This window comes from Dongia sp. (assembly GCF_041910485.1).
GTDB lineage: Bacteria > Pseudomonadota > Alphaproteobacteria > Dongiales > Dongiaceae > Dongia.
Map to the genome: position 1 here is coordinate 116,191 of NZ_JAYRQR010000035.1, position 20,689 is coordinate 136,879.

Here is a 20,689-nt window from a genome sequence, read left to right on the forward strand (position 1 = left end):
CGACAAGTAATTTATTGATTTATAATAGTTATTTGTCGACCGCCGATAGCATCCCAACCTCTGGCACGCGAACTTATCCACAAGATTGCGACTTCCGGCTATTTCCGAGGCACCCGAAGGGTCGTCAACTCCTTCACCACGCCGTGAAGTGTACGGACTTCCTGCTCGGTCAGCTGCGCCCGCGACCACATGTTACGGAGGTTCCGCACCATGTTCGGCCGGGCCGCCTCATTGCGCAGAAAGCCGCAGGCATCGAGTTCGCGTTCGAAATGCTCGAAGAAGGCATAGACCTGATCCTTCGTCGCAAGTTCAGTCCCGTTCATGTCCATTTGCGCGGGCGGCGTCTTATCACCCGACTGGTACCATTCGTAGCCGACCAGCAGGACAGCCTGCGCCAGATTGAGGCTGGTAAATTCCGGATTGAGTGGCACCGTGAGCAGTGCATCCGCCAGGGCCACGTCGTCATTGACCAGCCCCATGCGTTCGGCCCCGAACATGAAGCCGATTTTCCCCCCAGCCGCGATCTTCTCACGGGCCTCGGTGGCGGCAAAGCGCGCCGTTACGACCGGCTTCACCATCTTCCGGTCACGGGCCGACGTCGCGTAGACATAGGTGAGATCTGCACAAGCCTGCTCGGTCGTATCGAAAACCTTGACCGGCTCCATCATCTCAAAGGCGCCGACGGCAGCCCGCTCGGCCTTCACATTGGGCCAACCGTCCCGCGGGCCAACCAGACGCAGATCCCTGAGGCCGCAATTGAGCATGGCACGGGCGGCCGTGCCGATATTCTCGCCCATCTGGGCCGAGACCAGGATGATAGCCGGTTTATCCATACTCATCGCTTCAGCTTGCACGAGCCTTCAGCAACTTCCAGGTGATGGCATCATTCAGTGCCTCGAAGGAGGCATCGATGATGTTCGGCGAAACACCGACTGTGCTCCAGCGTTCACCTTTGCCATCAACGCTTTCGATCATGACGCGGGTGATGGCCTCGGTCCCGGCCTGGGGCGTCAGGATGCGCACCTTGAAGTCGACAAGGCGCATATCGGCAAGCGTTGGATAGGCGGGCATCAAGGCTTTGCGCAACGCACCGTCGAGCGCATTGACCGGACCGTTGCCGCTGGCCACAGTCATCAGTTGCTCGCCATCGATGTCGAGCGTCACTGTGGCTTCGGATTCCGTGATCAAGTCACCACGCATATTCCAGCGCCGCTCATCCATCACCCGGAATCGCGCCAGCTTGAAGAAGGTCGGTACTGACCCCAGGGCACGACGCGCCAGCAGCTCGAACGAGGCTTCGGCGCCGTCATAGGCGTAGCCTTCATATTCGCGCAGTTTCACCGTCTCGACCAAGGCGCCGACCTTGCCGTCATCGGCATCGACATCCAGGCCGATTTCGCGAAAGCGCGCGAGGATGTTGGCCCGGCCTGATTGATCCGAGACGACGATATGGCGCCGGTTCCCCACCAGCGACGGCTCGATATGTTCGTAAGTCTTCGGATCCTTCTCGACGGCCGACACGTGCAGGCCGCCTTTGTGCGCAAAGGCGCTTTCCCCGACATAGGCGGCGCTGCGGGTCGGTGCGCGGTTCAGCCGCTCGTCGAGCAGGCGCGAAAGATGCGTCAGTTGCTTCAGATCCTGGTCCGATAGACCGGTCTTGAAGTCAGTCTTCAGCATCAGCGAGGGAATGAGCGAGACCAGATTGGCGTTGCCGCAGCGCTCGCCAAGGCCGTTCAGAGTGCCCTGCACCTGGCGCACGCCCGCCCGGATCGCAGCCAGCGAATTGGCGACAGCATTTTCAGTGTCATTGTGGCAGTGGATGCCAAGGTTGCTGCCAGGGATCTTGGCGCTCACTTCGCCGACAATACGCTCCACTTCATGGGGCAACGTGCCACCATTGGTGTCGCACAACACGACCCAGCGCGCGCCCGATTTGTACGCAGCGCTGACGCACTCCAGCGCATAGGCGGGATTTGCCTTATAACCGTCAAAGAAATGCTCGGCGTCGAACATCACCTCACCCGTCCGCTGCTTGGCATAGTCGACGCTTTCGGCGATCATATCGATATTCTCGCTGCGGCTGATGCCCAGCGCCACATCGACATGGAAATCCCAGCTCTTCCCCACCATGCACACTGCGCCGGTCTTGGCATTCAACAGGGCGTTGAGGCCTGGATCGTTGGCAGCGGAACGACCCGGGCGGCGGGTCATGCCAAAGGCGACGAATTTGGCTCGTTTAAAGCTAGGCGGTGCCCCGAAAAAGGCATCGTCAGTCGGATTGGCGCCAGGCCAGCCACCTTCGACATAATCGACGCCGATACGGTCCAACGCCTGCGCGATGGCGATCTTGTCGTTCACGCTGAAGTCGACTCCCTGCGTTTGCGCACCATCGCGCAGTGTGCTGTCGAACAGATATACCCGCTTGTCGTCGGCCATGATTTTGCTGGCTTTTCCAACCCTTTGCCCCGATTGACCGGGTATTCAGCATATGGGACTCTGCCCGTCAAGGAGACGTGGCGACACAATATTACCAAGCCATTGAAATGAGGACGAAATGCCCGATCTAGCCAGCCTTTGGCCGTTCTTTGTCGCCGCCCTCGCCCTTAACCTCACCCCCGGCGCCGACATGACCTATGTCATCGCCCGGACAGCAACACAGGGGCGTACTGCCGGGATCGCGGCGAGCTTTGGTATCGCCGGTGGCTCGCTTGTACATACCGCTTTGGCAGCCTTTGGCGTATCGGCCATCCTGGCCCATTCCGAGGGAGCTTTCCTCACGGTGAAGGCGCTGGGTGCTGCCTATCTGCTTTATCTGGCTTGGAAGGCCTTAATGTCCGGTACCGCGCGGGCCGCGGCGCCGGCCGCTCTGCCGCCCGTCCCGCTTTGGCGGTTGTTCGGCGAAGGCATGCTCACCAACATCCTCAATCCAAAGGTGGCACTGTTCATCCTCGCCTTCCTGCCGCAATTCGTGGACCCCGCTGCCGGGCCGGTCTGGCTGCAGATCCTGTTTCTCGGAACGTTGTTCAACATCAGCGGCACGACGGTGAATTGCATCGTCACCTTTTCGACGGCGGCTGCGGCTGGGTTGTTACGTGGATCGGTCGGACTTGGGCGTTGGCTCAACCGGCTGTCGGCGCTCGTTTTCGTTGGTCTTGCCATTCGCCTTGCCTTGGCTGAACGGCGTTGAGGCCCGGCAGAGTCAAAGGTTCGATGTCCTGGTAAATCAGAATTTTGTCGACATGGTCGCCGTCCGTCGACAATGGCAGGAAGAGCGTACCGACTTCACGTGCAAGGCCAGATCGTGAGGGGCTCGCATCGAAATCGAAGACTATTGATTGCTCGTCGATCGCGATCCGGTAGTTCTCCAGCACTTCCTCCCGGATATTGCCGTAGAGTCCTTCCTGTACCGGACGCCCCGTCGGATCATATCCTCGGTGCGTGCAGACGGCGGTGCCGACGACGCGATAAGTGATGCGCCGCTCCGGCTCTTCGATAACGTCCACCAGAACGAGACCGGGCAACCACGGTTTCATTTCAGCCGGATCGATATCTGCCCGGCGCGGAAGCTTGCGACCGTGTTTCTTGCCGTCCCAATAGCGGTAGAGCGCCGCTGTGCGGATAGAGCATATTTGCAGAAACATGTCCGTCGTCAGGCGCTGATAAGCCATACCAGCCTCGCCTGCCCTGCCGTGTTTACGCCCGGCACAACGTCGTCCCCGCAGAAATCATCCGTCTGAAATGATGCTTTGGCAAGAGGTGCGATTGCCTAGGCGCAGGTCTTAACGATTAAGAACGGCAGCCTAGACCATCGTTTCAGCTGCGCTTCCAGCTTGTGCCCGACGGACTGTCCTCCAGCGCGATACCCTCACTGGCAAGCATGTCCCGAATGCGATCGGCCTCGGCAAAATTCTTCGCCTTACGGGCGGCGATACGGTCAGCGATCAGTTGCTCGATCTCAGCAGCACTGCGCCCCTTGCCGCCGTCATCCTGTTGCAGCCAGGTAACCGGATCCTGCCACAGCAGCCCGAGGAGCCGGGCAGCCCCCAAAACCGCGGCCTTGGCTTCCGCCTTCTTGGCGGGGTTGGTGGCTTTGTTAAGCTCGGTTACAAGCTCGTGAAGTTCACTCACGGCAAGCGGCGTGTTCAGATCATCAGCCAATGCAGCGAGGATCGTATCAGGCACCTGCGGCTCAACTTCAACTTCCCCGACTTTTGCCAGGGCGCCGTAGAAACGATCGAGCTGTGCCTTCGCTTCCTTGATGCCGTCGCGGGTGATGTCGATCGGTTGACGATAATGGGCTGAAAGGAGCGCCAGGCGCATCGCCTCGCCCCGCATCCCCTCTTCCAGCAATTCGTGAACGGTAAAGAAGTTGCCGAGCGATTTCGACATCTTCTGCCCGTTCACTTGCACGAAGCCGTTGTGGAGCCAGTAATTGGCCATCACCGGCGTCCCATGTGCGCAGCGGCTCTGGGCAATCTCATTCTCATGGTGCGGGAAGATGAGGTCGATCCCGCCGGCATGAATATCAAAGACCTGTCCGAGCAGATCGCCGGCCATCGCCGAGCATTCGATATGCCAGCCGGGACGCCCCTGGCCCCAGGGGCTCGGCCAGCCGGGTTGACCGGCATCGGACGGCTTCCACAGCACGAAATCGGCCGGGTGCTTTTTGTAAGGTGCCACTTCGACGCGAGCGCCAGCAATCATGTCGTCAAGGCTGCGCCCCGAAAGGCCACCGTAATCCACCATCGACGGCACGTTGAACAGAACGTGCCCTTCGGCCGCATAGGCATGCCCCTTGGCGATCAGTTGCTCGATCAACTTGACCATCTGCGGCACAAAGGAGGTCGCGCGCGGCTCATGATTGGGCGACATGGCACCCAAGGCGGCCATATCGTCGTGATACCAGCCCGTCGTGCGGTTGGTGATACTGGCGATGCTTTCGCCGGTCTCGACCGACGCCGCCATGATCTTGTCGTCTATGTCGGTGATGTTGCGGGCATAGGTTACGTGATCGGCACCATAGACATGGCGCAGCAGGCGATAGAGCACGTCGAAGGCCACGACCGGCCGTGCATTGCCGATATGGGCATAGTCATAGACCGTCGGACCGCAGACATACATGCGTACGTTCTTGGGATCGATCGGCGTGAAGACCTGCTTTTCGCGGGCCAGCGTATTGTAAAGATGTATCGTCATTTCTTTGTTCCCGTCTGGCATCGTCACGCGGTTTCGCCGCGCAACCGACGCAGAGTCTTTTCCGGACCGATCAGCGGCAGCAAAAGGCGCATTTCGGGACCGTGATCGAGCCCCGTCAGTGCTTGGCGGAGCGGCATGAACAGCTCCTTGCCCTTGCGGCCGGTGGCCGACTTCACGGCATCGGTCCAAATCTTCCAGCTGCCCTCATCCCAGGGCGCGGGTGGCAGAACATCGGCCGCCTGGGCGCCGAAGGCCGGATCGACGATGTGCGGCGCGATGCTGCCACGGCAGATGCGATGCCATTCTGCAATCTCCTCGATCTTTTCCACATTGGCACGAGCGACATCCCAAAGAGCCGCATCAACCTCGCCCAGACCCACGCCCGCCAGATGCGCCTTGGCCTCGTCATAGGGCAACGTGTGCAGAAGACGGGCATTGAGATGCAGCAGTTCAGCTGGATCGAAACGCGGGCTCGATTTGCCGAACTTGGCCAGATCGTGCGCGGCAACCAGATCTGAGAGATGCGGCTTCATGACCAGCGGTACGCCCGTCCCGATATGTGCGAGATAGGTGTTCAGCGCCATCGGCTCCAACCCCTGCTCTCTAAGGTCGGCGATGGAAAGCGAGCCCAGCCGCTTTGAGAGGCCTTCGCCCGCCGCATCCACCAGCAGCGGCAGGTGCGCAAATTCAGGTGCCTTGGCACCGAGCGCTTCAAATATCTGCGTTTGCGTTCCCGTGTTGGTCACATGATCGGCGCCACGGATGATATGCGTCATGCCGAGAGCGATGTCGTCGACGACGGACGTGAAGGTATAGAGATAAGTCCCGTTCTCGCGGATCAGCACCGGATCGGACTGGCTCGACGTATCGATATGTTCCGCCCCGCGAACGAGGTCGTTCCATTCGACGCGGCGATGCTCCAGCTTGAAGCGCCAATGCGGTCGCTTGCCCTCTGCCTCAAGCTTCGCTCTGTCTTCTGCGGTGAGCTTCAGCGCCGCCCGGTCATAGACGCGGTGAATCTTCCGCTTCAGCGACAGTTCCTCGGCGCTCTCATAGCAGGGGTAGAGCCGGCCGCTGGCTTTGAGCTTTTCAGCGGCAGCGTCATAGTCGGCGATCCGGTCCACCTGGCGGGTGAACGAATCCCAGCTGAGGCCGAGCCAAGTCAGGTCGGTTTCGATGCCTTGGGCGAATTCGGCGGTGGAACGTTCGGTATCGGTATCGTCGAGGCGCAGCAGGAAATGACCGTCGCGCTGGCGCGCGAACAGCCAATTATTCAGGGCAATATAGATATTGCCGACATGCAACCGGCCCGTGGGGCTGGGTGCGAAGCGAACGCGAACCGACATCACAACACTCGATTTCCATCAAAAGAACCTATCCCCGGGGCTGCGGCTCATTGGGGCCGGAAGCCATTGGTGATCGGATAACGCCGGTCCCTGCCGAAGGCGCGCCGCGAAATCTTGACCCCCGGCGGGGCCTGGCGGCGCTTGTATTCGGCCAGATCCAGCATGCGCCAGACCCGAAGAACCGTGGCCCTGTCATAGCCTTTGGCAACGATCTGGTCCACGGCCATCTCGTTCTCGACCAGGCAGGTGAGGATCCCATCCAGCACATCATAGGGCGGCAAAGTGTCCTGATCCGTCTGGTTCGGCTTCAATTCCGCCGAGGGCGGCTTGGTGATCACCCGCTCGGGCATGACCAGTCCTTTGGGGCCCGCCAGACCGGCCGGGGAATGCCCGTTCCGCCAGCGGCAAAGCTCGAAAACGGTCACCTTGTAGATGTCCTTGAGAACCGAATAGCCACCGCACATGTCGCCATAGAGGGTGGCGTAGCCGACCGACATTTCGGATTTGTTTCCGGTGGTCAGCAGCATGTGGCCAAGCTTGTTCGACATCGCCATGAGGGTGAGGCCCCGGGCGCGGCTCTGGATATTCTCCTCAGTCGTATCCTTGCCCTTGCCGGCGAAGATGCCGCTGAGCATGCCCTCGAACGCCGTCATCGCCGGCTCGATCGAGACGATGTCATAGCGGATGCCGAGCAGTTTGGCACAGGCCGCGGCATCGTCGAGGCTCTCCTGGCTGGTATAGGGCGACGGCATCATCACCGCCCGCACCTTGTCCGGCCCCAGTGCATCGACAGCCACGGCAGCCGACAGGGCTGAATCAATGCCCCCCGAAAGCCCCAGGATGACACCCGGAAAGCCGTTCTTCTGCACATAATCCCGGAGCCCCAGAACCATCGCCCGGTAGATGGATTCGAGCGGCGTCAGCGGCTGTGCGACAGCGCCTGGCAGGCACAGCCAGCCCTTGTTGCCACGCTGCCATTCGGTGATCGCCACCTGTTCCTCAAAGGCAGGCAGGCGTGCTTTCAGCACCTTGCCGCGATCAAGCACGAAGGAATCACCATCGAAGACCAGTTCGTCCTGTCCGCCTACCTGATTGACATAGATGATGGGCAGGTCCGTCTCGTCCTGCCGGTCGCCGGCGATCTCCAACCGCTGCTCGGGCTTGGCGTGATCGTAGGGGCTGCCATTGGCAACCAGCAGCAGCTCGGCCCCCTGCTCCTTCAGATGGCGGCTGCTCGTGGCAAACCACACGTCTTCGCAGATCGGCAGGCCAAGCTTGACGCCGTTGAAGGCAACCGGCTCCGGCAGCGGTCCAGGCGAGAAAACACGCTTCTCATCGAAGACGCCATAGTTGGGCAGATCATATTTGAAGCGCTTGGCGAGGATCTTGCCGTCGCCCAACAGGAACACGCCGTTATGGAGCTTCCCGTCCTCGGCCCAAGGCGCGCCGACGATGATCGCCGGACCGCCATCCGTCGTCGCCTTAGCGATCGCTTCGACCCCGTCCCGGCAGGCCAGCTGAAAGGCGGGTTTCAGGACCAGATCCTCCGGCGGATAGCCGGAAACGACCAGTTCGGGTGCCAGCACCAGATCGGCCCCGGCAGCGGCAGCTTCCCCGCGCGCCTTCAGGATGCGGGTCACATTGCCGGCGACATCTCCCAGCTTCGGGTTGATCTGCGCCAGCGCGATTTTGATTTTGTCTGTCATGGTGGGAACTTAACCGGCACCGGGATGAAGTCAATTGCGCTCCCGACAGGGCCGTCATGTGCCGTCTTTTTGGCCTGCCGCTTGCTTGTGCTAGGGTCCCGGCCAAGGGGGACAGAAAGGATGCAATCATGAAACTGCACGCGATCCTGTGGGCGTTCCTGGCGGCGGCGATTGCCGCTCCCGCACTGGCCCAGGATGCCGAGATACTGACCCCCACCCCGGTCATCGAGCCGGCGGGGAACCGCTATATCCTGATGGTCCTTGACCAGCCGCAACGTGATCTCACCCGCGGCTCCTCCAAGGTCAACATGCTGCTCGACACCAAGACCGGCAAGACCTGGATCCTGGAATTCGGCGTGAAGAGCAACAGCAACGAGAACGGCTATGTCTGGTCCGAGGTGCCGTTCAACACGGCGCCGAAATAGCTATTTCCGGAACAGGAACTCGCGGCCGATCTTCACGCGCCTGACGCCGTTATATTCGATGATGTCGGCCGTCGCGTAGGTTTCCGTCCAGCGTTGCGGCAGGAACGAGCCGGTGCCGACCACATCGATCGGCGCCTGGGCCTCGGCCATCACCTTGCACTTCGCCGGATCGAAGCCGGACGAGGCGACGATCTTGACCTTGTGGAAACCTTCACGATTGAGCGCATCGCGCAAATGCCAGATCGCCGCCGCCGAGACACCGGCACCCACCAGATGCCGGAGTTCGCTTTCCGAGCGGTAGCCGCGGATCACCTTGGGCACATGCCGATCGAGCACGGCATAGGAAGCCGGCGGATCGAGGCCTTCGATGAAGCGGCTGCCCGGCGTGTCGATGCGGACCGAGAGCATGCCTTCCGAGGCCATCCCCGGAAAACGCCGCGCCACGGTGAGCGCGTCCGTGACCTCGCGGCCGAAATAATCAACGAGGACCGTCATCGGCTCGCCGGGGAACGCCTCGTGGAACATCTCGGCCGCCCGCAGGGTCGACCCGGCGTAGCCGATGAGCGCGTGGGGCATGGTCCCCAGCGCCTTGTCACGCCCGAAATAATGTGCCGTCGCCTGCGTCGCGTTGCCGACGAAACCCGTGGCCTTCACCTTGCGGTTGGCGCGCGCTGAACCGACCGAGGCGGCATAGGCCATCATCTCGGCCATTTCCAGCCCGGCACAATGGCGCGCATCCATCGCCAGAAAGGCGACATTGGGAAGGTCCGCGCACATGGTGAAGGCGTTGAATGCCGCAACACAGGCCGGCCCCAGCTTCATCAGCAGCAAGGTCTCGAGATCGGCCAGATGCACGAAGGAGCCGGTCACGTACATGATCGGCTCACCGGCGCCGACCCAGCGCCCTTCTTCATATTGCAGGTCGATGTCGAAATCGGTGCCGCGCTCGACGGCCATCCGCTTCAGCCAGTCGACGGCCAGGCGCGGTGCCGAGATGACCGGCCGGCGCATGAAGATCGCATAGGTGACGCGCACGTCGCCGAACTTGGCAACGGTTGCCTTGGTCTTCAGAAAATACTGATCCGACCAGGCCGCAACTTCTTCAGATGCCGGACCGGAAGCCGGCCCGGCCTCTTTCGGCGCGTCCCCGTTACGAGGCTTCGGCGATGCGTTGTCCACCGGCACGCTCCGCTTTCAATTGCTCCGCGATGAGGAAGGCCAGCTCCAACGCCTGCGTGGCATTGAGGCGCGGGTCGCAATGCGTGTGATAGCGATCGGCCAACGCTTCTTCCGTCACGGCCTTGGCACCGCCGATGCACTCGGTCACATCCTGGCCCGTCATCTCGAAATGAACGCCGCCCGCATGCGTGCCCTCGGCCCGGTGCACCGCGAAGAAGCCGCGCACTTCGCTTAAGATTCGATCGAAGGGCCGCGTCTTGTAGCCGTTCGACGATTTGACCGTGTTGCCATGCATCGGGTCGCAGGACCAGACCACCTTGGCGCCATGCCGCTTCACGGCGCGGACCAGCGGCGGCAGCTTCTGCTCCACCTTGTCATGCGCCATGCGGGCGATCAGCGTGAGGCGGCCTGGAATGTTCTGCGGGTTGAGGATGTCGATGAGGCGCAGCAGATCGTCAGGCTCCATCGTCGGACCGCATTTGAGGCCGATCGGATTCTGGATGCCACGCATATATTCGACATGGGCGCCGTCCGGCTGGCGCGTCCGGTCGCCGATCCACAGCATGTGGGCCGAGCAGCCATACCATTTGCCGGTGAGGCTGTCGGTACGCGTGAGGGTCTGCTCGAAATTGAGCAGCAGCGCCTCGTGACTGGTGAAGAATTCGGTCTCGCGGATCTGCGGCACCGTCTCCGAGGTCAGGCCGCAGGCAGCCATGAACTCAAGCGTTTCCGACAGGCGATCGGCCAGTTCCTTGTAGCGATGCCCCAGCGGACTATCGGCAACAAAGTCGAGGTTCCACCGATGCACCTTGTGGAGGTCGGCAAAACCACCTTGCGCGAAAGCCCGCAGCAGATTGAGGGTCGCCGCCGATTGGTTATAGGCCTGGATCAACCGCTCGGGATCCGGAATGCGCGCAGCGGGCGTGAAATCGATGCCATTCACATTGTCGCCGCGATAGCTCGGCAACTCGACGCCGTCGATCACCTCGGTCGGCGACGAACGCGGCTTGCCGAACTGGCCCGCCATGCGGCCGATCTTCACGATCGGCATAGCGGCGCCATAGGTCAGCACCACGGCCATCTGCAGCAGCACGCGGAACGTGTCGCGGATGTTGTTGGCAGAGAACTCGGCAAAGCTCTCGGCGCAATCGCCACCCTGCAGCAGGAAGGCCTTGCCTTCGGCAACCTGGCCCAGGGATTCGGTCAGGCGGCGCGCTTCGCCGGCAAATACGAGCGGCGGAAAAGCGCGCAGACGCTCCTCGACCGACGCCAGCTTGGCGGCGTCCGGATAGGTGGGAACCTGGGAGATCGGCTTGTCGCGCCAGCTCTCCGGCGACCATTTCGTGCTCATCATCTGCCTCTGCGCAAACTCCCCTGCCGACCAGTTCGCCAGGGGATAACGGGGCATTGTATATATGATTTATGGCCGGCTCGCGCAAATTCTGATCAATTCGCGCACAACACATTGTTTAATATGAATATTTCTTAAGGACCCGCAAGTTTTTCTGCTGCGGGAATGTCCGCTGCTCCAATTTGCAGGATGAGTTCACCAAAGACATCAGCTTGCAGGGGCACGTACTGCCAGTGCCCGTCGGTTGCGAGATTGTAGGCGTGGCGCCGGCTCAGTGGAATATGCAGCAGCTTGCCAGATCGATCGCTTGTAGAAATCGAACGTAGCAGCGTGTTGTCCGTAGAGTTCGCAATATCGAAGCCCTCAGATTTCAGCCATTCCACATTGAAATCCGCCTGCCCAACAAAGACGTCTGTGTTTTGGGGACGATCAATGAGCAGCGTTGCATCAATCGGCGTCCGGCCCTGAAGCACAATCGTCATCGAGATGTCTTCAGCAGAGAGTTCCGCTTGGCGCCCGGCAATCAGTCAAAAGCTCCTCTTCGCCGGCCAATTCACTTGGGGGACGAAGATAGTCATGGGCTGTGGATAGATCTTGAGCAGATACGTTACCTGCAGTGCCCTGGCGGCGTCACACACCGCCTGCCCAACTTCCGCTGTTGCGGGTGCAGCAATGGCAATGCTCAAGAGAGCCAATATATACCGCAGCATAGCCTCCACCTTTCAAGGAAGAGGCTACGCCAATTAAATAGAACAGCACCAGTTCTGCGAGAGATACCCTTGCGCAATCACGCGTTCGTGATGATCAGGGTGCTTTGACCACATTGCCCTTCAGGGCGACACCCGCGACAACGGCCCCGGCATGGCATTCGAACAGGGTCTCGCTCGAGAAGACCTTCTTTTTGTAATAGCTGACGATACCGACGACGGCATTGCCACCCTCAGCCAGCGCCCGCTCGCCCAGTTCCTTCATGGCCGAGATCATCGCCCAGGTGCAGGCTTCTTCATCCTGCTTGCCGAAGGAATTGGTTTTCCGGTTGGTGACGAACTCACCGAGATTCTGGCCCGCAGGTGCAGCTTGATCGGCGAAGTAGAACTTCACGCCGGCGGGCACATTCGCGGCATATCGCGGGTCCGCCACGACGTCGGCAATCTTCAGTTCATAGCGTGTGTCGCGCGCCGCAGCCGGCGTGGCCGCCGCCGAAACGGCCGACAAAAGAATGGCAGTGATCGCAATAGAACGCAGCATCGACATCTCCAGGAAGCTCTTCCCGTCCCCCAGCACCCTTACCCCGCCGCGACGGGGGTCCGCAAGGTGACGAATTCTTCCGCCGCGGTCGGGTGAACGGCGACAGCGGCATCGAACTGCTGCTTGGTCGCCCCCATCTTCACGGCAATGGCAATCGCCTGGATGATCTCCGGCGCATCGATCCCCACCATATGGGCGCCCAGAACCACTTGGCTTTGGCGGTCCACCACCAGCTTCATCAGCGTCCGCTCGTCCCGGCCTGAGATCGTGTGCTTGAGCGGCTTGAAATCCGCCTTGTAGATATCGAGGGCCCTCCCCTCCCCACGCGCTGCCGCTTCGGAGAGGCCAACCACACCCACCGGCGGGTGACTGAACACGGCCGAGGCAATGGTTTTGTGATCGACGGCCCAGGATCTGCTGCCGAAAACGGAATCCGCATAGGCATGCCCTTCGCGGATGGCGACCGGCGTCAAATTGACCCGGTCGGTGCAATCGCCGATGGCGTGGATGCTCGGTACGGCAGTCTGCGAAGCGGCATCGACCGCTATGGCGCCGCTCTCTTTCAGCGTCACGCCAACTTCGGCCAGGCCAAGCCCATCCGTCTTCGGTCGCCTTCCGGTCGCATACATGATGGCATCGCACGCCAGAACCGCACCGTCCTTCAAGGTGACATTGAGGCGGGCACCGCTCTTGTCGATACGCGCGACATCGGCGTGGGTTCTTATCGCTATCCCCTTCTTCGCCATCTCAGCCGCCAGGAAATGGCGGACCTCGTCGTCGAAGCCGCGCAGAATCTGCTCCCCGCGATAGAGTTCTGTCACCTTGGCGCCGAGCCCGTTGAAGATGCCGGCAAACTCAACCGCGATATAGCCGCCACCAACGACGATGATCTCCTTCGGCAGGCTTTGGAGATGGAAAGCTTCGTTCGACGTGATCGAATGCTCGATCCCTGGAATCTGCGGCCGCTCCGGCCACCCACCCACGGCGATCAGCAGGTTCTTCGCCGTGACACGCTTGCCGCCGACCTCGACCGTATGCGGATCGACAATGACGGCACGCGATTCCAGCAGTTCCACCTTCGACCCGGCGAGCAGCTTTTTGTAGATGCCGTTGAGCCGGTCAATCTCCTTGTCCTTGTTCGCGATCAGCGTCGCCCAATCGAAGGTCGCCTCGCCAACGGTCCAGCCGTAATTGCGGGCGTCTTCGAAATCCTCATGAAAGTGGGCGGCATAGGAGAGCAGCTTCTTCGGCACGCACCCGCGGATGACACAGGTTCCGCCGACCCGGCTCTCCTCGGCGATGGCGACCTTGGCGCCATAGCCGGCCGCAACGCGCGCCGCGCGCACACCGCCGGACCCGGCGCCGATGACAAAGAGATCGTAATCGTATTGGGGCATGTGCGCTCCACTTTCCATCTGCCGGCCGACTTGCACCACAGGTTTGCGGCAGGGTCAACCTTGGCTTAGGAAATGGGGACGCCCAATCGGCGCGTCAACCAAGCCCCTAGATCCATAAGGGGTTTGGCGTCAGGTCAGAGAATGCGGCAATGCTCCGGCGCGATGGCAAGCGACACGGCCTCGCCCACCCGCCTTGCGCCGTCACGGATCGTCGCCAAGGCCATGACTTTCTGCCCGCCGGCCAGGGTCACATCATAGCGTGCCGTGGATCCCAGATAATCGACAGCGGCAATCGTGCCCGAAAGTCCGGCCTGCCCCAGTTCAATCTTCTCGGCACGGACAATCACATTGACCGCCTCACCGGTCTGGACCGACCGCGCCACGTCAGCCACGTCGATCCGGGCTCCGTCGGCGAGAGCAACGCTCACGCGCTTGCCGTCGACGGCCACCACTTTGCCGGCAAGGAAATTGGCGTTGCCGAGGAAGTTCGCGACGAACTCCGAGCGCGGATGCTCATAGACTTCCGCCGGGGCGCCGCGTTGTTCGATCTTGCCTTTGTTCATGACCACAACCAGATCGGACATGGCCAGCGCCTCACCCTGATCGTGGGTCACGAAGATGGCGGTGACGCCGATGCGCTGCTGGATGGCCTTGATCTCGCCGCGCATCTCCTCGCGCAGGTTGGCATCGAGCGCCGACAAGGGCTCATCGAGTAGCAGCACGTCCGGTTCAATTACCAGCGCACGCGCCAGCGCAATGCGCTGCTGCTGACCGCCGGAAAGCTGCGGCGGGAAACGCTCCTCAACCCCCGGCAACCGCACGATATCGAGCGCCCGCTTCACACGCATCGCGATATCGGCCTTGGAAACGCCGCGATATTTGAGGCCGAAGGCAACATTCTGAAAAATCGATTTGTGCGGAAAGAGCGCATAGTTCTGGAAGACCATGCCCAGATTGCGTCGATGGATCGGCGTTTCATTGACGCGCTGGCCCTTGATGCGAATCTCGCCACCCGTCGGTGTTTCAAGACCGGCTACCATGCGCAAGGTCGTGGTCTTGCCGCAGCCGGACGGGCCCAACAGCGTCACGAATGCACCATCCGGCACGTCGAGATCGATGGCATCGACCGCCACCACGCCGCCGGCAAAATGCTTCTCGACCTTTTTCAGCTCAACCGAACTCATGGCCAACCTTGATCTTCACGGGGAAAAGCGGGATGCCCGGCTGCCGCCGTCCCAGGGCAGCCGGGCACCATGTGGGTCTTACGCACCCTTCGAGATGCGGTCCCACTCCTTCTTGTAGGCGTCCTGGTTATCGAACCAATAGGTCGCCTTCTCCCAGACATAATTGTCGAACTTGCCCGTCGGGTCGAAGCCGGGCAGCTTCTTCACCTTGTCGGTGAGTTCGACCTTGGTGGGATCGAGCGAGGGCGGATAATTCTGCCCTTCGGCGATCGCAATGGAGACCGCCGGCTCGACGCAGAAATTGATGAGCTGCTCAGCCGCTTCCATCGGGCTGCCCTTCAGCACCATCAGACCCTCGATCCAGGCAAAGCCCGCCTGCGCGGTGTCGATGAAGCCGATATCGTGGCCGTTCTGCTGCAGATAGGCGACGCGGCCCGACCAACCGTCGGAGAGGATGATTTCCTCCTTCGACATCAGGTCGATGAATTCCTGGCCCGATCCCCAGTACTTCAACACCAGATCGCGCTGCTTGCGGGTCGCATCCCACATGGCGGCGACATCGGTCGCACCTTGCGGATCCTGGCCGGTAAAGAGGCTCGACATCCAGGCGCGGGTCTGGAACCCGTCATAGAGGCCGATCTTGCCCTTGTACTTCTCATCCCACAGCAGCTTGGCGCCGGCCTGCGCTTCTTCGTCCGAGATATATTTGCGGTTATAGGCGATACCGGTCGTGCCGTAGTCGAACGGAACGGCCGCGAGCTTTCCTTCGCTCTCGTTGCGGAACGCGGCCAGCGTCGCCGGCAGCAGCTTCTCGAGATTGGGGATGTTCTTCTCGTTGACGAAGTCGGCCAGACCCATCTTCACGAAGCGGAAATAGTCATAGACCCCGCTCACCAGGAAGACATTGTACTCGCCGGGCTGCGATGCCTTCACCAGCGAGATGAATTCGTCGGTATCGCCGAACTCGCCCTCGACCACCTTGATACCGGTCTTTTCAGTATATTGCGGGAAGGCATTGTTGTGAAAAGCTTCGGAAACGATGCCGCCCCACCCGTCGAAGCGAATGGAATCGACGCCCTCGGCGAACGCCTGGCGGCGCAGCAGGCCGAGCGGCCCGCCGGTAACGCCCACCGCTGCCGCCGTGGCGCCGATGATGCGCAGCAGCGACCGGCGGTCGATGTCACCGCTCTCCACCGCTGCGAGCAACCGCTCGTAGCGCTTCTGGTCAGTCAATTTCTTCATGCCTTCCTCCCTGGGTTTGAAAACGCGGTCGAGAAAACAAATCTGGTGACTTGATCAACGGGCCTTGGCGAAACGGCGAACCATATACCCACCCACCAGCGGCAACAGGATGGTGATGACAATCATGACGGCGCCGAGCGCGTTGATCTCGGGACTGACCGAGGTCCGCAGCATGGCGAAGATCTTCGTCGGCACCGTCTCGATGCCGGGCTTCTTCCAGAAAAGAGTGGCGGTGATGTTGTCGAAGCTCAAGGTCGCCGCAAACAGGAAGCCGCCGACGATCGCTGGCGAAATGAGCGGCAGCGTCACCTCGAAAAATGTCTGAATCCGATTGGCGCCCAAAGTCCAGGCAGCCTCTTCATAGCTCGACCGCAGGCCCACCAATCGGGCCTGAACCACCAGCACGACATAGGGCAGCGACAGGACCGTGTGTCCCACCAGCAGCACGGCAAAGCTCCGCGGCATGGACAGGAATTTGAGAAACATGAGAAGCGCGACGCCCATCACCACTTCGGGCATCAAGAGCGGCAGCGACAGGAAGGTCTGGATGCCCTCCTTGCCCTTGAAGCTGTAGCGGACCAGGGCCAAGGCCGCCATCACGCCGATCACGGTAGCCAGTGCCGCCGATGTCCCGGCGAGAACCAGCGAGGTTTTGAACGCTTCGACGATGGATTGATTGGCAAAGAGCTTGCCGAACCATTGCAGGCTGAAACCTTCCATCGGAAAGGCGCCGCTGCGGGAAGAATTGAAGGCGAGCAAGATCACCACGACGATCGGGGCGAACATGAAGACATAGACCGCGATCGAACAAAGGCGCAATAACGCCCAGCCGATGCGCCCCTCACCCGGTTGCCGCACCGCCGCCGTGCTCATCGCGCAAAACTCCGATAGACGTCGGAGAGACTCATGAAGCGGTTGTAGACCGCAATGACGAGACCCAAAGCCACCAGCATGACGATGGAAAGGACCGCGCCGAACGGCCAATCGAGCTGCGAGATGATGGCTTCGTAGATGAGATCCGGGAAGAACAGCGTATCCGTGCCACCGAGGAGGCGCGGCGTCACATAGGAACCGGCTGCCAGCACGAAGCACAGCAGCGACCCCGCGCCGAGGCCCGGCAGCGACAGCGGCAGCGTAACCTCCCAGAAACTCTGCCAGGGATTGCAGCCCAGCACGCGGGCCGCCGATTCAAGATTCCGGTCGATGCCGTCGAGGCTCACATAGACATTGATGATCATGTAAGGCAGCTGGAAATAGACCAGCCCCATGATCACCGAGAAATCGTTGTAGAGAAGCTTGAGCGGCTCGTCCGTGATGCCGAGCCCCACCAGCACGGCGTTGACGAAGCCGTTCTTTCCCAGAACGTTGATCCAGGACATGGTGCGGATGATATAGGAAACCCAAAAGGGCAGAAACATCAGGAACAGGAGCAACGCCCGGTTCTTGATGTCGGCCCGCGCCAGGAAATAGGCCGTCGGATAGCCCAGCACGATGCAGACGAGGGTCGTGACCAATGCCGTCTTGAACGTGCTGTAGAGCGCCAGCCAATAGAAGCGATCGGTAAGGAAGTTGATCCAGTTCGCGAACTGAAAGGCCGGCACGTCGAGCCCTTCGGCCGTGCGCAGCCAAAAGGAATAGACCAGCACGAATATCACCGGCGCCACCATCAGCAGCGACAGCGAAAGGATAGCTGGAGACAATAGGAGATAAGGACGCGCCAACGCCCGTGACACGATCAAGCCCACCCTGTCTATGCTTCCGACTTCTTATTTGACGGCAGTATGACAGGGCGGCGGCAAGAGTGTCTACGGTCCTTTATGGGGCCAATTCTGGGACAAGCACGCCGCTTCGCGTTGCTTGGCGCCAACGCTGGTGCAGCATGGCGCCAAGGATGGCGAGCTGCACCAGGATTGGCGCAAAGCTCCAAAACAGGTCGTCGCTCGCCACCGGAAGAATAAGTGTGATGAACTGACTGTATCCGGCAAAGATCAGAATAATGCTGATCGGCCAATAGACCAGGGCCAAATAGACGAGCCAGGTGATATCCGAGCGCGCGCGCCACGCCCCGAAACTGAGCCACATCAAGACGCCAATATCCCGGCACATAAAGAGAATGATGAGGATCAGTGTTTCGGTGAGATGCGAGAAACTGAGCAGCCTGAGGCGCAGCAAAAGTGCAGAAAGTGACGTGGGCCAACCGTCCAAGCTTGGCCCGATCGCCGAGATCGCAAAGGCGAGCGCCATGAACGTGGCGACCAGGCTGATCAACCACCAAGGCAACTCTGCTGCGGCCCGGCTGAAATCGCCGCGCCGCAACGACAAAAGGCCGGAACGATAGCGGATCGGGTCGCGCCGGTCAGCGAGGGCCGCCAGATATGTCAGCAGCACCATCGCCGCGAAGACCGGCAGTGCCGCGCCGATCGCACCGCCACCCGGCCAGGGAGCGATTCCGGCTGCAAGCAACGCAGTAAAGCCGATGAACAGCGTCCACAGCCAAGGCCAGGCCCGAAATTGCAACTCCGCTCGCATCAGGCGGAAGACTGCGACGATCGCCCACAGGACCAGCACCGAACCCAGCACGGCGCGAACCATCGGCCAGGCATATCCCTGGTCGAACACATAGGCCTCGGTCGGCGCAAAACTGGCTTCGTCCAGCACCGGCGCGGTGCCGCCGCCGCTGATCGCCAGAAAGACGATAAACCCGCAGGTCTGTGCGAGCGTGATGGTCAGGCGCCGATACTGCACCGTCTTGCGCAGGCGAATCAAAGCAACGCCCAGCGCCACAACATGACCGAGCACGGCCCCTACCAGAAGCAGGTAGATGCCGAGCCAGAAATTGCCGGCACGTCCCTCGGGAAAGCCCAATTTCCATCCAGCGAAGATGTAGGCGCCAAGCGCGAGAAGACCGCAATACCAAACGAAGCTGCAGCCGCCGACCAGCTTGCCCCAGGTCATCGACCAGGCCGAAAGCCCCGACATGCGCTGCATTTCCCAGGTTCCACCGGCCACTTCCTCGGCCAGGGCATCGGCGGCACGGCGCGGTCCCCACATGCCGAGGATGATGGTGAGGAGCAGGTTGGCGGCGTAGGAGACCTTGTCGAAATCGCTGACCAGGAAGATGGCATAACCGATCGTGAAACCGACGATGCAGGCCGCCATCATCCGCTGCCAACCGAGATGGAGCCACAGGTTGCGCTGGAATTCGGGATTGATGTCGATGCTCATTCCGGCCCCACCAGGCGCAAGGGTGGCCGTTCCGCCGCCGCCTTCATGCGCGCGAGATAGATATCCTGCAGGCTCCGCCGCTCCGGCGAGAAGGAGGCAAGCGGCAGGCCCGCCGCCAATACCGACGCCAGCATGGCGGCGCGGGCGATCGGATCCGGGTCGGAAACCACGACTGCTTCATCACTGCCGCAGCTCAAGACCTCGATATTGCCGATGGCGATGAGGCGCTTCCTGAGTTCGACCACCGGCCGGGCGAAATCGAGCCGGATCTCCACCCGCCGCTCCGTCACAGCGCCCATGGTGATGAGCGGCGCGTGCTCGACCACCCTTCCCTGGCGCAGCATCAGGATATGGGTCGAATAATCCTCTAGCTCGGCCAGGATGTGGGACGAAACCAGGATCGTCATGCCGTCGCGCGCCAGATTGCGCAAAACACCTGAAAGTCCGATGCGGGCGGAAGGGTCGAGCCCCGAGGCCGGCTCATCGAGGAGGAGGAAGCTCGGCTCGTGCAGCACCGCCTGCGCAATCGCAAGACGCTGGCGCAGGCCCCGCGACAGGGTCCCCGCCTTCTGCCCCAGCCGGTCGGCAATCTCCAGCCGCTCGGCCGCCGCCAAGGCGACGCTTTTGCGCTGTGCGGCTGGAACACCCTGCGCCGCCGCCCGGTATTCGAGGCATTGCGCGACGCTGAGATCGTCATAGAGACCGAAGAAGTCCGGCAGGAAGCCCATGCGGCGGTGCGCCGCGCGCGGATTGGCATGGACATCGGCGCCGTCGAGGCGGACATGGCCGGAAAAGGGCTGCTCCAATCCCGCGCAGAGACGCATCAGGGTCGATTTTCCCGCCCCGTTGGGCCCAACCAGGGCCGTGATCGACCCGCGCTCGATGGTGAAGGAGACCGCGTCGAGGGCGCGGTGCCCCGGATAATCGTAGACCAGATTTTCGACTTCCAGCATGAGAGCCAGTCTCCGCCCTTTCGGAGGCTTTGGGAAGGCGCAGCCGTGCCTTCTGGTGTGCGCCCTTTTCCATTCGGATCAAGGCTTAAGGTCCTGTCGCCGACAAAGACGGAGCTTTTCTGGCCAGATGACAGATGCGTCACCATCCGTTAACCTTATACCTATTAGCATCTGCAGCACGGGCATTCGCTCACGGGCACAGGCTATCGTGCCGGCGCATGCATCCGCCGGGACGAA

19 protein-coding genes are annotated in these 20,689 nt (G+C 61.2%); 2 read left to right on the plus strand and 17 right to left on the minus strand.

Annotation, left to right across the window (positions count from 1 at the left end):
- Window positions 1–98: 98 nt before the first annotated feature.
- Both ACE3PP_RS11390 and cimA read right to left on the minus strand, forming a co-directional pair.
- On the minus strand, window positions 99–833 hold the full coding sequence (locus ACE3PP_RS11390; protein ID WP_374382129.1) for an RNA methyltransferase: 735 nt from the start codon (window positions 831–833) through the stop codon (window positions 99–101).
- A gap of 10 nt (window positions 834–843) precedes the next feature.
- A complete protein-coding gene (gene cimA, locus ACE3PP_RS11395; RefSeq protein ID WP_374382132.1) occupies window positions 844–2,436 on the minus strand; it encodes a citramalate synthase in 1,593 nt (530 codons plus the stop codon).
- A 118-nt stretch (window positions 2,437–2,554) separates the two neighbouring features.
- Here cimA and ACE3PP_RS11400 point away from each other — a divergent pair, with 118 nt between their 5' ends.
- Complete coding sequence (locus tag ACE3PP_RS11400) at window positions 2,555–3,187, plus strand: LysE family translocator (RefSeq protein ID WP_374382134.1); 633 nt, start codon at window positions 2,555–2,557, stop codon at window positions 3,185–3,187.
- Here ACE3PP_RS11400 and ACE3PP_RS11405 read toward each other — a convergent pair.
- From ACE3PP_RS11405 to ACE3PP_RS11420, 4 genes are all read right to left on the minus strand, one after another.
- On the minus strand, window positions 3,120–3,668 hold the full coding sequence (locus ACE3PP_RS11405; protein WP_374382137.1) for a PAS domain-containing protein: 549 nt from the start codon (window positions 3,666–3,668) through the stop codon (window positions 3,120–3,122). The genes ACE3PP_RS11400 and ACE3PP_RS11405 overlap by 68 nt on opposite strands.
- A 145-nt stretch (window positions 3,669–3,813) precedes the next feature.
- On the minus strand, window positions 3,814–5,196 hold the full coding sequence (gene cysS / locus ACE3PP_RS11410) for a cysteine--tRNA ligase (protein WP_374382140.1): 1,383 nt from the start codon (window positions 5,194–5,196) through the stop codon (window positions 3,814–3,816).
- Window positions 5,197–5,219: 23 nt separating this feature from the next.
- Window positions 5,220–6,542, minus strand: a complete 1,323-nt coding sequence (locus tag ACE3PP_RS11415; RefSeq protein WP_374382143.1) for a glutamate--tRNA ligase — start codon at window positions 6,540–6,542, stop codon at window positions 5,220–5,222.
- Window positions 6,543–6,589: 47 nt separating this feature from the next.
- Window positions 6,590–8,248, minus strand: coding sequence for an NAD+ synthase (locus ACE3PP_RS11420; protein WP_374382146.1), 1,659 nt, complete (start codon window positions 8,246–8,248; stop codon window positions 6,590–6,592).
- A 128-nt stretch (window positions 8,249–8,376) separates the two neighbouring features.
- Here ACE3PP_RS11420 and ACE3PP_RS11425 point away from each other — a divergent pair, with 128 nt between their 5' ends.
- A complete protein-coding gene (locus ACE3PP_RS11425) occupies window positions 8,377–8,673 on the plus strand; it encodes a hypothetical protein (protein WP_374382149.1) in 297 nt (98 codons plus the stop codon).
- Here the strand turns inward: ACE3PP_RS11425 and ACE3PP_RS11430 are convergent, their stop codons facing one another.
- From ACE3PP_RS11430 to ACE3PP_RS11480, 11 genes are all read right to left on the minus strand, one after another.
- Window positions 8,674–9,852, minus strand: coding sequence for a nicotinate phosphoribosyltransferase (locus tag ACE3PP_RS11430; protein WP_374382152.1), 1,179 nt, complete (start codon window positions 9,850–9,852; stop codon window positions 8,674–8,676). It lies immediately after the preceding gene.
- Window positions 9,824–11,203: a class II 3-deoxy-7-phosphoheptulonate synthase gene (locus ACE3PP_RS11435; protein WP_374382638.1), complete on the minus strand. Its 1,380-nt coding sequence runs from the start codon at window positions 11,201–11,203 to the stop codon at window positions 9,824–9,826. Before ACE3PP_RS11435 ends, ACE3PP_RS11430 begins: the two co-directional genes overlap by 29 nt.
- 134 nt (window positions 11,204–11,337) lie before the next feature.
- Window positions 11,338–11,685: a hypothetical protein gene (locus tag ACE3PP_RS11440; protein WP_374382155.1), complete on the minus strand. Its 348-nt coding sequence runs from the start codon at window positions 11,683–11,685 to the stop codon at window positions 11,338–11,340.
- A gap of 322 nt (window positions 11,686–12,007) precedes the next feature.
- Complete coding sequence (locus tag ACE3PP_RS11445; protein WP_374382158.1) at window positions 12,008–12,451, minus strand: hypothetical protein; 444 nt, start codon at window positions 12,449–12,451, stop codon at window positions 12,008–12,010.
- A gap of 38 nt (window positions 12,452–12,489) precedes the next feature.
- Entirely contained in the window at window positions 12,490–13,848 is a 1,359-nt protein-coding gene (gene gor / locus ACE3PP_RS11450; protein ID WP_374382160.1) for a glutathione-disulfide reductase, read from the minus strand.
- Window positions 13,849–13,982: 134 nt separating this feature from the next.
- The gene (locus ACE3PP_RS11455) at window positions 13,983–15,032 is read right to left on the minus strand and encodes an ABC transporter ATP-binding protein (protein WP_374382163.1); all 1,050 of its coding nucleotides are present in this window, start codon (window positions 15,030–15,032) and stop codon (window positions 13,983–13,985) included.
- 78 nt (window positions 15,033–15,110) lie between these two features.
- Entirely contained in the window at window positions 15,111–16,274 is a 1,164-nt protein-coding gene (locus tag ACE3PP_RS11460; RefSeq protein WP_374382166.1) for an extracellular solute-binding protein, read from the minus strand.
- 54 nt (window positions 16,275–16,328) lie between these two features.
- Window positions 16,329–17,147 (minus strand): ABC transporter permease, encoded by an 819-nt coding sequence (locus tag ACE3PP_RS11465; RefSeq protein WP_374382168.1) that lies wholly within the window; start codon window positions 17,145–17,147, stop codon window positions 16,329–16,331.
- On the minus strand, window positions 17,144–18,007 hold the full coding sequence (locus ACE3PP_RS11470) for an ABC transporter permease (RefSeq protein ID WP_374382171.1): 864 nt from the start codon (window positions 18,005–18,007) through the stop codon (window positions 17,144–17,146). The genes ACE3PP_RS11465 and ACE3PP_RS11470 overlap by 4 nt, the downstream gene beginning before the upstream one ends.
- 82 nt (window positions 18,008–18,089) lie before the next feature.
- Window positions 18,090–19,499 carry a hypothetical protein gene (locus ACE3PP_RS11475; protein WP_374382174.1) on the minus strand — a complete coding sequence of 470 codons (1,410 nt, stop codon included), beginning with the start codon at window positions 19,497–19,499 and terminating at the stop codon, window positions 18,090–18,092.
- The gene (locus ACE3PP_RS11480) at window positions 19,496–20,452 is read right to left on the minus strand and encodes an ABC transporter ATP-binding protein (RefSeq protein WP_374382177.1); all 957 of its coding nucleotides are present in this window, start codon (window positions 20,450–20,452) and stop codon (window positions 19,496–19,498) included. Before ACE3PP_RS11480 ends, ACE3PP_RS11475 begins: the two co-directional genes overlap by 4 nt.
- Window positions 20,453–20,689 lie beyond the last annotated feature (237 nt).

Bases quoted from the DNA above. Each gene is read 5' to 3' on its own strand.
- ACE3PP_RS11425 (WP_374382149.1), top strand. From the start codon at position 8,377: ATGAAACTGCACGCGATCCTGTGGGCGTTCCTGGCGGCGGCGATTGCC.
- cysS (WP_374382140.1), bottom strand. From the start codon at position 5,196: ATGACGATACATCTTTACAATACGCTGGCCCGCGAAAAGCAGGTCTTC.
- ACE3PP_RS11420 (WP_374382146.1), bottom strand. From the start codon at position 8,248: ATGACAGACAAAATCAAAATCGCGCTGGCGCAGATCAACCCGAAGCTG.
- ACE3PP_RS11475 (WP_374382174.1), bottom strand. From the start codon at position 19,499: ATGAGCATCGACATCAATCCCGAATTCCAGCGCAACCTGTGGCTCCAT.
- ACE3PP_RS11400 (WP_374382134.1), top strand. From the start codon at position 2,555: ATGCCCGATCTAGCCAGCCTTTGGCCGTTCTTTGTCGCCGCCCTCGCC.
- ACE3PP_RS11445 (WP_374382158.1), bottom strand. From the start codon at position 12,451: ATGCTGCGTTCTATTGCGATCACTGCCATTCTTTTGTCGGCCGTTTCG.
- ACE3PP_RS11435 (WP_374382638.1), bottom strand. From the start codon at position 11,203: ATGAGCACGAAATGGTCGCCGGAGAGCTGGCGCGACAAGCCGATCTCC.
- ACE3PP_RS11465 (WP_374382168.1), bottom strand. From the start codon at position 17,147: ATGAGCACGGCGGCGGTGCGGCAACCGGGTGAGGGGCGCATCGGCTGG.
- gor (WP_374382160.1), bottom strand. From the start codon at position 13,848: ATGCCCCAATACGATTACGATCTCTTTGTCATCGGCGCCGGGTCCGGC.
- ACE3PP_RS11460 (WP_374382166.1), bottom strand. From the start codon at position 16,274: ATGAAGAAATTGACTGACCAGAAGCGCTACGAGCGGTTGCTCGCAGCG.
- cimA (WP_374382132.1), bottom strand. From the start codon at position 2,436: ATGGCCGACGACAAGCGGGTATATCTGTTCGACAGCACACTGCGCGAT.
- ACE3PP_RS11405 (WP_374382137.1), bottom strand. From the start codon at position 3,668: ATGGCTTATCAGCGCCTGACGACGGACATGTTTCTGCAAATATGCTCT.
- ACE3PP_RS11455 (WP_374382163.1), bottom strand. From the start codon at position 15,032: ATGAGTTCGGTTGAGCTGAAAAAGGTCGAGAAGCATTTTGCCGGCGGC.
- ACE3PP_RS11415 (WP_374382143.1), bottom strand. From the start codon at position 6,542: ATGTCGGTTCGCGTTCGCTTCGCACCCAGCCCCACGGGCCGGTTGCAT.
- ACE3PP_RS11390 (WP_374382129.1), bottom strand. From the start codon at position 833: ATGGATAAACCGGCTATCATCCTGGTCTCGGCCCAGATGGGCGAGAAT.
- ACE3PP_RS11480 (WP_374382177.1), bottom strand. From the start codon at position 20,452: ATGCTGGAAGTCGAAAATCTGGTCTACGATTATCCGGGGCACCGCGCC.
- ACE3PP_RS11440 (WP_374382155.1), bottom strand. From the start codon at position 11,685: ATGACGATTGTGCTTCAGGGCCGGACGCCGATTGATGCAACGCTGCTC.